Here is a 1020-nt window from a genome sequence, read left to right as displayed (position 1 = left end):
ATCAGCGGCGCGACCGGCTGTGGGCCGGCATCGACGCAGGTAAGGGCCATCACTGGGCCGCGGTCGTCGACGAGACCGGCGCAACGGTGTGGTCGAAGAAGATCGACAACGACGAGTCCGCGATCCTGTCCGCAATTGGCGAGATCCTGGACCTTGCCGACGACGTCAGCTGGGCCGTGGGCATCTCCGGCACCGCCTCCGCGTTGCTGCTGGCCCTTCTCGCAGCCCACGGCCAAGAGGCCGTCTACGTGCCGGGCAGAACGGTCAACCGCATGTCCGGTGCCTACCGGGGCGAAGCCAAGACCGACGCCCGCGACGCCTACGTCATCGCTGAAACCGCCCGCCACCGACGGGATTTCACCGCCATTGCGGTGCCCGCCCAGCTCGTCGCCGACCTGGCCCTGCTGACCGCCCACCGATCCGATCTGGTCGCCGACCGGGTGCGGATGATCAACCGGCTCGACTACTCGTCGCACAAGGGCGCACTGGTGCTGCTGACCGGCTACCAGACGCCGGCCCCGATCCGCCGCCGTGGTCGGGCGCGGCTCACCGCCTGGCTGGCCCACCGCAGCGTGCGCGGCGCGGACGCCGTGGCCGCCACCGCCCTGGAGGCCGCCGAGGCCCAGCACACCTCGCTGCCTGGCGAAGACATAGCCGCCCATCGTCGCCGCCGGCGACATCGCGTCGTTCGCCGACGCCGGGAACCTCGCCTCCGCAGCCGGCCTGGTGCCCGTCCCACGGGACTCCGGGCGCCGGACCGGCAACCTGCACCGACCTAAGCGCTACAGCCGCCGCCTGCGCCGGGTGTTCTACCTGTCGGCGCAGACCAGCATCATCCGCGAGGGACCCAACCGGGACTTCTACCTCAAGAAGCGCGGCGAGGGGCTCAAGCACGTCCAGGCGATCATCGCCCTGGCTCGCCGACGAGTCGACGTGATGTGGGCACTCCTGCGCGACAACAGAGTCTTCACCTTCGCCCCGCCGGTCGCGCAGGCAGCTTGACGCAGTCATTGAAACTCC

General features: G+C 70.3%; 1 pseudogene. It reads left to right on the top strand.

Annotated features, from left to right (window positions below):
- Positions 1-17 precede the first annotated feature (17 nt).
- Positions 18-1002 (top strand): annotated as a pseudogene (locus tag IH45_RS01000000144815) (IS110 family RNA-guided transposase).
- Positions 1003-1020 lie beyond the last annotated feature (18 nt).

It is taken from the genome of Streptomyces rimosus subsp. rimosus, assembly GCF_000720725.1.
GTDB lineage: Bacteria > Actinomycetota > Actinomycetes > Streptomycetales > Streptomycetaceae > Streptomyces > Streptomyces rimosus_A.
This window is presented reverse-complemented; position numbering and strand designations above follow the sequence as displayed.